Raw genomic sequence first — 9,355 nt, forward strand, 5'->3', positions numbered from 1 at the left:
GGAGGCGCCTCTTTTGCGGGGGGGGGTTCTTGTCACCCCACCGCGCCCCCGCCGCTCCCCGTCTCCCGACCGCCCCCGCCGTCCCCCTGGCCCACCGCCGCAGGAGCCCCCCGTGACCGACACCACCGCCACCCAGCCCCGCATCGCCATCGTCACCGGCTCGGAGTCCGGGATCGGGCGCGCCACCGCCGTCGCCCTCGCCGAGCAGGGCTGCGACGTGGGCATCACCTGGTACCGCAGCCAGGAGGCCGCGGAGGGGACGGCCGAGGAGGTGCGCGCCAAGGGCCGGCGCGCCGAGGTGCGCCACCTCGACCTCACCCGGCTGCCGCAGGCGGCCGACGTCGTCGACGAGCTGGCCGAGGCGCTGGGCGGGGTCGACGTGCTCGTCAACGACGCCGGCACCGGCGACTCCCAGCTCCTGCTCGACATGGACTACGAGAGCTGGCGGAAGGTCCTGGCCACCGACCTGGACGGCGCGTTCCTCTGCCTGCAGCGCGCTGCGCGGCGGATGGTCGCCGCCGGGCGCGGCGGGCGGATCATCAACATCACGAGCGTGCACGAGCACCAGCCGCGCGTCGGCTCCTCCGCCTACGACGCCGCCAAGGGCGGGCTCGGCCTGCTCACCCGCACCGCCGCGCTCGAGCTGGGCGAGCACGGGATCACCGTCAACGCGGTCGCCCCCGGCGAGATCGCCACCCCCATGACGGGGCAGGAGGACGAGGACCCCACGGCTCCGGGCCACGAGCGCCCGGGGGTGCCGCTGGGCCGGCCCGGGAGCGCCCACGAGATCGCCGCCGTCGTGGCGTTCCTGGCCTCCCCGGCCGCCAGCTACGTCACCGGCGCCTCGTGGGCCGTCGACGGCGGCATGCTCCAGATGGGGCCGCAGGCGGGCAGCCACCTGACCTCCGACGACTGGCGGCGCCCGTAGGCTCGGCGCCCATGGAACCCGCAGGCCCCGCCGATCCGGCCGCCCTCGACGAGGACACCCTGGCCTTCGCCCACCGCGTCTTCGACATGGCCCGCGGCGGCGACGCGGCCACGCTCGCGGACCTGCTCGCCGGGGGGCTGCCGCCGGACCTGACGAACGACAAGGGCGACACGCTCCTGGTCCTGGCGGCCTACCACGGCCACCCGGAGGCGGTGCGGGTGCTGCTGGCCGCCGGCGCGGACACCGCCCGCGCCAACGACCGGGGGCAGACGGCCCTGGCCGCCGCCGTCTTCCGCCAGGACGCGACCGTGGCGACCCTGCTGCTGGAGGCCGGCGCGGACCCTGCGGCCGGCTCGCCGTCCGCGGCCGAGACGGCTCGGTTCTTCGACCTGCCGGCGATGACGGCCCTGCTCGAGCAGGGGGCGCGCCGCTCCTGACGCCGGAGGGGCTCGTGCGGCATCATGGCGCGGTGCCCCTCGCCGGCGAGAACGCACCGGTCCCGGCCTCTGGGGGCGCCCTCGACCGCGCCGACCTGGACCGCTTCACCCGCCTCGTGCGGCGCCAGCTCGACGTGCCGGTCGCGCTCGTGGTCGCCGACCCCGACGACCTGCCCTCCCTGCACCTGGGCGTCAGCGCCGTCTCGTGGGTGAGCATGCCGGTGGTGGACGCCGACGGCGCGCCGCTGGGTCACCTGTGCGCCGTCGACGAGCGTCCGCGGGCCTGGACCGAGGCCGAGGTGGAGACCCTGCGCGACCTCGCGGCCGCGTGCTCGACGGAGGTGCGCCTGGTCGAGTCCGAGCTGGTCAGCTCGCGGGCGCGCGCGGCGGCCGAGCTGCTCGCGCGGCACAGCCGGCTGCTGCTGGCGCTCAGCCAGGCCCTGGTCGGCCCGGCGACCGTGGACCAGGTGACCTCCACCGTCCTGGAGGTGGCCCGCGAGGTGCTCCAGACCGGCTCCTGCGGCGTCCTGCTGGTCGACCACGAGCGCGGCGGCCTGCAGCCCTACGTCAGCTCCGAGGACGTCCTCGACTGGCTGCCCGAGCGCCTGGCGGCCCACGGGCTGACCTCCGAGGAGCTCTACCCCGCGCAGGTGGCGCTGACCGGGGCGCCGCTGTACATCGCCGACCTCGCCGAGCTCGGCCGGCGGGACCCCCGCATCGAGGCCGTCTTCGGGCGCGAGGCGTTCCAGCGCTGGGCCATGGTGCCGCTGGTGACGGCCGACGGGCGCACCGACGGGGTGATCACCATGTCGTGGCCGCAGCCGGCCCCGTTCACCGGGGAGGAGCGGGACAGCCTCGCGGCGCTGGGGCGGTACGCGGGGCAGGCGCTGCAGCGGGCGCGGCTCGTGGAGGACCTCGGCGACGTCGCGCGCACCCTGCAGGCGGCCCTCCTCACGGCGCTGCCCTCGCCGCCGGGCCTCGACGTCGTGGCCCGCTACTCCCCCGCCGCCCGAGCCCACCAGGTCGGCGGGGACTGGTACGACGCCTTCGTCCTGCCGGACGGGGGCACCGCGCTCGTCATCGGGGACGTGACCGGGCACGACCTGGGCGCCGCGGCGGCCATGGGCTCCCTGCGCAGCATGCTGCGGGCGCTCGCCTTCGAGCACCCGGCCAGCCCCGCCGAGGCCGTGCAGCGCCTGGACCGCGCCGCGGTGGGGCTCGGCAGCCCGACGCTGACGACGCTCGTGTGCGCCGTCGTCGACCCGCCCGACGAGCCCCCGGACCGCAGCAGCGGGGGCGCGCGCACCCTCCGCTGGACCTGCGCGGGCCACCTGCCGCCGCTCCTGCTCCTGCCCGACGGGCGCGTGGAGGACCTGGGCCGCGGGCCGGAGGTGCTCCTGGGCGTCGCACCGGAGTCGCCGCGGTCCGACCACGTCGCGCTCCTGCCGCCGGGCGCCCTGCTCCTGCTCTACACCGACGGGCTCGTCGAGCGCCGCGGGGAGGACGTCGACCTCGGCGTCGCCCGGCTCGCCGCCGCCCTCGCCCGCCGCGCGGGACAGGACACGGCAGCCCTGGTGGCCGGGCTCCTCGAGGAGCTGCTGCCCGAGGAGGCCGAGGACGACGTCGCCGTCCTGGCGCTGCGCGTGCGGCCGGAGGCCGTGCTGGCCTCGCGCTCGGTGGCGCTGGTCGCGGTGCCCTCGTCGGCGCGGGCGGCGCGGCGGCTGCTGCGCGCCGTCCTGGCCGAGGCGGGCTGCACCGACGCGGAGCGCGCCGCGGTGGCCGAGCTGCTCGTCTCCGAGCTCACCACCAACGCCATCCGCCACGGCGCCGGGCCGGAGCTCGCGCTGGAGGTCGTCGTGCGGTCGGCGGCCGGGGCCGGCGGAGGGCCGGTGCTGCGGGTCGACGTCGCCGATGCGAGCCCCGCGCCGCCCGTCCGGCGGCACGCGGGCCCGACCGACGAGGGCGGGCGCGGCCTGGACCTCGTGGCGCTGACCGCCTCGGCGTGGGGCACGTCGGCGCGCCCGGTCGGCAAGGTGGTCTGGTTCGAGCTGGAGCTCAGCCGCCCACGACCGTGAAGGGCAGCTGTCGGGCCACCTCGCCGTTGACCGAGAGCACCAGCGCGTACCCGCCGACGGAGCTCACGGGGGCGACCACGGTGACGGCGAAGCTGGCCGAGTGCCGCCCGGACCCCTCGACCTGCTCGGGGCCGGGCTCCAGCGTCCAGGTCGCCACGACCGGCACCTCGCCCTCGGGGGTCAGCGCCCCGAGGGCCAGCTGGGCGGGGGGCTCGCGCCGGCCCATCCACAGGCGTCCGGCCACCGCCAGCACCTGCTGCGCGGGCAGGTCGGGGACGACGACGGACGTGCGGTGCCCGCCGACGACGGTGAGGGTGCCGTCGCCGTCCACCCGCGCGAAGTCCGCGAGCACCGCGTAGTCGAGCTCGGCCACCTCGGAGGCGCCCCGGGCTCAGGAGCCGCTGGTGAGCATCTCCGGGTCGGCGTCCGGGTCGTCCTCGTCGTCCGGGTCCTCCTGCACGGGCAGGGTGTCGGCCGGTCCCGTCGTCGGGGCCTGGCCGGAGGTGTCCGGAGGGGAGGGCAGCATCGCCGGGTCGCCGTCGGGGTCGAGGTCGTCGTCGTGCAGGCCGGCGTCAGGAGACTGGGTCATGCCCCGAACCTGCCACGCCGCGGGGCCGGGCACCACCTCGGGGGACCACCTCGGCCGCCACCGGCAGGGCTCAGGCCTCCAGCTCGCTGAGCACCCGCGGCACCTCCGGGCAGACCTCGCGGGCGAGGAAGCCCAGCCGGCCGACGCTGGCGGCCAGCCGGTCGCCCGCGCGGCCGTGCAGGTGCGCGCCCCAGACCGCGGCCTGGGTCGGCTCCGCGCCCCGCGCGGCCAGCCCGGTGACGATGCCGGCGTGCACGTCGCCGCTGCCGGAGACCCCCAGCCCGACGCCCCCGGACTGGTCGACCCACAGCCGCCCCTCGGGGTCGCTGATCCAGGACTCCCCGCCTCCGCACGAGACCGACGCGCCCACCCGCAGCGCCAGGGCGCGGGCGTGCTCGCCGGGAGCGCCGGTGACCTCGTCGCGCTCCACGCCGAGGGTCAGCGCGAGCTCCGTGGGGTTCGGGGTGAGCAGCACCCGCCCCGGCAGGTGGCGCAGCCCGTCGTCGTGCTGGCCGACCCACGCGTGGGCCGCGGCGTCGAGCACCAGGGCGCCCACGTCGTCCGGGGAGAGGGAGGGCACGACGCCGTCCAGCAGCTCCCGGGCTACGTCGACGTCGCGCATGCCGGGACCCACGAGCACCGCCGAGCTGCCCTGGGCGAGCTCCAGCAGCTGCTCGGCCGCGGCGGGGTCGATGTCGCCTCCGGGCCCCTGCGGCAGCGGCACGACGAGCGCCTCGGGCATCGCCACGGCGAGCGCGACCGCCGTGGACGCCGTGGTGGCCACCTGGAGCTTCCCGGCGCCCGAGCGCAGCGCCGCCTCGGCCGCGAGCAGCACCGCGCCGGGCGTCTGGTCGCTGCCGCCGACGATGAGCACGCGCCCGCGGGCGTCCTTGCCGGTGCCGGGGTCGGGCAGGGCCCAGGCGCGCAGGACGGCCGCGGTGACGGTGGTGGCCGCCGGGCGCTCGGAGGCCTCAGGGACGGACGTCGGCATCGGGCTCCTCGGTGACGGGGGCGGTCGAGGCGTCCACCGCGGTGGTGTCGGCGTAGGCCGCCAGCGCCACGGCGCTGTCGCCGGCGCCGCCGTCGCCCGCGGCCGCCTCGTAGCGGGTGAGGGCGCAGTTCGGCTGGGGGTCGTCGCGGTCGATGCGCAGCGCGGTCTCCTCGTCGAGGCCCTCCAGGGCGATCCGGAAGGCCATGACGACCGCCTGGTGCGTCACGAGGAGCACGCGCTCGCCGGCCAGCTGCGGCAGAGCCGTGCCGAGCAGGCTGCGCACGCGCAGGACGACGTCGGCCCAGCTCTCCCCGCCGGGCGGGCGGTACCAGAGCTTGCCCAGGTGGCGCCGCCGCACCGACTCCTCGGCGTGCAGCTCGCGGATCCCGCGGCCGGTCAGGCCGTCGAAGATGCCGAGGTCGCGCTCGCGCAGCCGCTCGTCGGTGTGCGCCGGGACGGACAGCCCGCCGGAGAGCACCCCCTCGAGCGTCTGCACCGCGCGGAGGTAGGGCGAGCACAGCACGCGGGTCGGCCGCTCCTCCGGCGGCAGCGCGGCCAGCCAGCGCCCCACGCCCTCGGCCTGGGCCCGGCCGAGGGCGGTGAGCGGGACGTCGGCGTCGCGGGCCGCGAGGTCGAGCCGGGCGCGGCCGTCGCGGTAGGCGGCCAGCGCGGCGACGTTGCCCTCGCTCTCGCCGTGGCGCAGCAGCCACAGCGCGGCGGGGAACGGCGAGCCGGCCGGGACGGCGGGGCTCGGGCGCAGGAGCTCGCGCACGGCGAGGTCAGCTGGGTCGCCGGGCATGCGTTCGACGCTAGCCCACCGGAGCGCACCCGGCCGCTCGCGGCTGGCAGCGGACGTCCGCGCGCGCGAAGATCGACCCGTGAGCGAGAACGAGAGCCGTCCCTCCCCGTCACTGCCCCTGCTGGTCCTCGGGCTGGTGGCGGGCAGCGCGCTGGCCTTCGTGCTGGGCGCCCGCAGCCGCCACCGCGCCGAGGCCGCCCCCGCGGGGCCCTCGATCGGGCGCGTCGGCGAGCCCGGCCCGCGCTGGACGGTGGAGGAGTCGCAGCTGGTGCACCGCTCCCCCGGCGAGGTCGCCGCGCACCTGCACGCCCACGGCGGGCTGCCCGGCCTCACCGGCGGCCTCGAGGGCCCGCCGATGGACCACATCGACTGGGAGGTCGAGGGCAGCGGCCACTACCAGGCCGTCGTCCACGGCCTGCCGGGCGCCGGGCGCACCGAGCTCACCGTCCGCTTCGCCCCCGAGCAGCACGGCCCCCGCGCCACCGCGCACGAGGCGACGGCGGCCGTGCTGGGCACCTCGCCGCGCGCCCACGTCAAGGACGCCCTGGACCAGCTGCGGCGCACCCTCGAGTCGGTCCCGCTCGACAACCCGCACCGCCGCGACTGAGCCGCCGGGGGAGGTCTTGTCTTGACTCGTTCCAGACAGGACTGGTGGAGTGGGGACCGTGCACCCCGTGGCCGAGCCTCCTGACGCGGACCTGAGGACCGCGCTGCAGGCGGCCGGCCTGCGCGCCACGCAGCCGCGCCTGGCCGTGCTCGGCGTGCTGACCGCCGCGCGCGCCACCGGCGAGCACCTCCCGGCGGCCGCGGTGGCCTCCCGCGCCCGCACCCGCCTGGGGGCGCTGTCCACGCAGGCGGTCTACGACGGCCTCGACGCGCTCGTCGGCGCGGGACTGGCCCGCCGGATCCGCCCCGCCGACGCCGCGAGCGCCGTCTACGAGGCGCGGGTGGGCGACAACCACCACCACCTGGTGTGCCGCGGCTGCGGCCTGACCCGGGACGTCGACTGCGCCACCGGCGCCGCGCCCTGCCTGGTGCCCGCCTCCCTGCCGGCCGGCTTCGTCGTCGACGAGGCCGAGCTGGTCTTCTGGGGCCTGTGCGGCGCCTGCGCCGCCTCCGCGCCCAGCCCCGAGACCGCCACCACCCCTTCCCTGGAGGAGAACCGATGACCGACGTCGCGAGCCAGCCCCCCGCGCCCGGAGACGACCGGCGCGTCCTGACCAACCGTCAGGGCCACCCCGTCTACGACAACCAGAACCAGCGCACCGTCGGGGCCCGCGGCCCCGCGACGCTGGAGAACTACCAGTTCCTCGAGAAGATCAGCCACTTCGACCGCGAGCGGATCCCGGAGCGCATCGTCCACGCCCGCGGCTTCGTCGCCTACGGCCACTTCGAGGCCACCGGCACGTGGGGCGACGAGCCGATCGCCGAGTACACCCGGGCGAAGATCTTCTCCGAGGCCGGGAAGCGCACCGACCTCGCGGTCCGCTTCTCCAGCGTCATCGGCGGCCGGGACTCCTCCGAGGCCGCCCGCGACCCCCGCGGCTTCGCCGTGAAGTTCTACACCGAGGACGGCAACTGGGACCTCGTCGGCAACAACCTCGGCGTCTTCTTCATCCGCGACGCCATCAAGTTCCCCGACGTCATCCACTCCCTCAAGCCCGACCCGGTGACCTTCCGCCAGGAGCCGGCGCGGATCTTCGACTTCATGTCGCAGACCCCCGAGGCGATGCACATGCTCGTCAACCTCTTCAGCCCCCGCGGCATCCCGGCCAACTACCGGACGATGCAGGGCTTCGGGGTGAACACCTACAAGTGGGTCAACGCCGAGGGCGTCACGCACCTGGTCAAGTACCACTTCTACCCGTCCGAGGGCGTCAAGAGCCTCACCGAGGCGGACGCCGCGAACATCCAGGCCACCGATCTGGGGCACGCCTCCAAGGACCTCTACGAGGCCATCGAGGCCGGGAACTTCCCCGAGTGGGAGCTGCGGGTCCAGGTGATGACGGACGAGGAGCACCCCGAGCTCGACTTCGACCCGCTGGACGACACCAAGGTGTGGCCGGAGAACGAGTTCCCGCCGAAGCTGGTCGGGAAGATGGTGCTCACCTCGAACGTGCGGAACCACTTCGCCGAGAACGAGCAGATCGCCTTCGGCACCGGCGTCCTCGTCGACGGGCTGGACTTCTCCGACGACAAGATGCTCGTGGGCCGGACGTTCTCCTACAGCGACACCCAGCGCTACCGGGTGGGCCCGAACTACCTCCAGCTGCCGGTGAACCAGCCCAAGAACGCCCGCGTGGCCACCAACCAGCAGGGCGGCCAGATGCAGTACTACGTGGACGACACCGGGGCGAACCCGCACGTCAACTACGAGCCCTCGATCACGGGCGGGCTGCGCGAGGCGCAGTACCCCACCCACGACGAGCAGGGCCCGGAGATCGTCGGCCGCCTCACGCGCAAGCGGATCCCGCGGACGAACGACTACACGCAGGCCGGCCAGCGCTTCCTGCTCATGGAGCCCTGGGAGCAGGACGACCTCGTGACGAACCTCGTCGGCGCCATCGGCCAGGCGACCCGCGAGGTGCAGGAGCAGATGGTCTGGCACTTCTTCATGTGCGAGGACTCCCTCGGCCAGCGCGTCGGCGACGGGCTGGGGATCACCGCGGACGACGTCCGCCACCTGCCGCCGCTGGCCAGCCAGACGCTGGCCGACGACGAGCTCGAGCGCGCCGCCAACCTCGGCAAGAACGGCCCGCGCGACGTCGAGGGCCTGACGATGACGCACGTCGTGCCGAACGAGCACGTGGTCGTCTCCCGCTGACCCCGCGCAGCCGCAGGGCCCCGTCCTCCTCGGAGGGCGGGGCCCTGCGGCGTCAGCCGGCGGGCTGGAAGGTCGAGGCGACCGCGTCGAAGAGCTGCCGGTCCTGCTCCCAGGTCTCCTGGCGGCCGGACCAGTAGAGGGCGTAGGCCTTGTCGGGGCCGACGAGCAGGTTGCGGTTGAGCACCTGCACCACGCCGCTGTGGCGGAACTCCCAGTCCGCGGCGTCCTGGGCCCCGGGCACGCTCACCCGCTCCAGGCCGACGAGCTCGTAGCCGTCGAGGCGCTGGGCCACGGTGGGCTCCTGCCGCTGCCAGTCGGCCAGGGCGTCGGGCTGGGGGTCGTCCGTCTGGTCCACCAGCAGGTAGCGGCCCGACGCGGGGTCGTCGAACCTCACCCGCTGCCCGTCCCGCTGCGCCTGCCAGCCCGCGGGGACGGCGACGCTGAACCCGGTCTCGTCGGTGTAGGGCTCCAGCCCCGCCGGCACCACGGCGGCCGGTGCGCCCTCCGGAGCGGGCTCGGAGGGCGCCGGGGTCTCGGGAGCGGCCTCGGCGGGCGCCTCGGTGGTCGGCTCGGGCGAGGGCGAGGCAGCGGGCTCGGACGGCTCCGCCCCCTCCGTCGCCGGGGGCTGCGAGGCCTCCGGCGACGAGGGCTCACCGGAGGCCACGGGCGTGCGCCCGTCGCCGCCCGTCCCGGCGTCCGGCCACAGCTGGAG

At 76.4% G+C, this 9,355-nt stretch carries 11 protein-coding genes; 6 read left to right on the forward strand and 5 right to left on the reverse strand.

What is annotated here, in order from left to right:
• Nucleotides 1-112 precede the first annotated feature (112 nt).
• Genes AC5FZL_RS12960 through AC5FZL_RS12970 form a run of 3 tightly spaced genes read left to right on the forward strand, consistent with a single transcriptional unit; the run spans nt 113 to nt 3,440 of the window.
• Nucleotides 113-928 carry an SDR family oxidoreductase gene (locus AC5FZL_RS12960; protein WP_493619250.1) on the forward strand — a complete coding sequence of 272 codons (816 nt, stop codon included), beginning with the start codon at nt 113-115 and terminating at the stop codon, nt 926-928.
• Between the two features lie 11 nt (nt 929-939).
• Nucleotides 940-1,365 carry an ankyrin repeat domain-containing protein gene (locus tag AC5FZL_RS12965; protein WP_493619252.1) on the forward strand — a complete coding sequence of 142 codons (426 nt, stop codon included), beginning with the start codon at nt 940-942 and terminating at the stop codon, nt 1,363-1,365.
• Nucleotides 1,366-1,397: 32 nt separating this feature from the next.
• Nucleotides 1,398-3,440 (forward strand): SpoIIE family protein phosphatase, encoded by a 2,043-nt coding sequence (locus AC5FZL_RS12970; RefSeq protein ID WP_493619254.1) that lies wholly within the window; start codon nt 1,398-1,400, stop codon nt 3,438-3,440.
• On the opposite strand, the gene AC5FZL_RS12975 is transcribed toward AC5FZL_RS12970, so the two are convergent.
• The 4 genes from AC5FZL_RS12975 to AC5FZL_RS12990 all read right to left on the reverse strand — a co-directional run bounded on the left by AC5FZL_RS12975 (nt 3,421) and on the right by AC5FZL_RS12990 (nt 5,819).
• Nucleotides 3,421-3,813 (reverse strand): DUF6941 family protein, encoded by a 393-nt coding sequence (locus tag AC5FZL_RS12975; RefSeq protein WP_493619256.1) that lies wholly within the window; start codon nt 3,811-3,813, stop codon nt 3,421-3,423. The genes AC5FZL_RS12970 and AC5FZL_RS12975 overlap by 20 nt on opposite strands.
• An 18-nt stretch (nt 3,814-3,831) precedes the next feature.
• Entirely contained in the window at nt 3,832-4,029 is a 198-nt protein-coding gene (locus AC5FZL_RS12980; RefSeq protein WP_493619258.1) for a hypothetical protein, read from the reverse strand.
• Between the two features lie 70 nt (nt 4,030-4,099).
• Nucleotides 4,100-5,020, reverse strand: coding sequence for an NAD(P)H-hydrate dehydratase (locus AC5FZL_RS12985; protein WP_493619260.1), 921 nt, complete (start codon nt 5,018-5,020; stop codon nt 4,100-4,102).
• Nucleotides 5,001-5,819 carry a histidine phosphatase family protein gene (locus AC5FZL_RS12990; RefSeq protein WP_493619261.1) on the reverse strand — a complete coding sequence of 273 codons (819 nt, stop codon included), beginning with the start codon at nt 5,817-5,819 and terminating at the stop codon, nt 5,001-5,003. Before AC5FZL_RS12990 ends, AC5FZL_RS12985 begins: the two co-directional genes overlap by 20 nt.
• 79 nt (nt 5,820-5,898) lie before the next feature.
• Here AC5FZL_RS12990 and AC5FZL_RS12995 point away from each other — a divergent pair, with 79 nt between their 5' ends.
• From AC5FZL_RS12995 to AC5FZL_RS13005, 3 genes are read left to right on the forward strand one after another with little or no spacing between them, the layout of a single operon-like run.
• Complete coding sequence (locus tag AC5FZL_RS12995; protein WP_493619262.1) at nt 5,899-6,426, forward strand: hypothetical protein; 528 nt, start codon at nt 5,899-5,901, stop codon at nt 6,424-6,426.
• 58 nt (nt 6,427-6,484) lie between these two features.
• The gene (locus tag AC5FZL_RS13000; RefSeq protein ID WP_493619268.1) at nt 6,485-6,988 is read left to right on the forward strand and encodes a Fur family transcriptional regulator; all 504 of its coding nucleotides are present in this window, start codon (nt 6,485-6,487) and stop codon (nt 6,986-6,988) included.
• Nucleotides 6,985-8,643, forward strand: coding sequence for a catalase (locus AC5FZL_RS13005; RefSeq protein ID WP_493619264.1), 1,659 nt, complete (start codon nt 6,985-6,987; stop codon nt 8,641-8,643). The genes AC5FZL_RS13000 and AC5FZL_RS13005 overlap by 4 nt, the downstream gene beginning before the upstream one ends.
• 52 nt (nt 8,644-8,695) lie before the next feature.
• On the opposite strand, the gene AC5FZL_RS13010 is transcribed toward AC5FZL_RS13005, so the two are convergent.
• On the reverse strand, nt 8,696-9,355 hold a 660-nt coding region (locus AC5FZL_RS13010; protein ID WP_493619266.1), incomplete at its 5' end, for a serine/threonine kinase C-terminal domain-containing protein.

Source organism: Quadrisphaera sp. DVD1 (assembly GCF_058932755.1).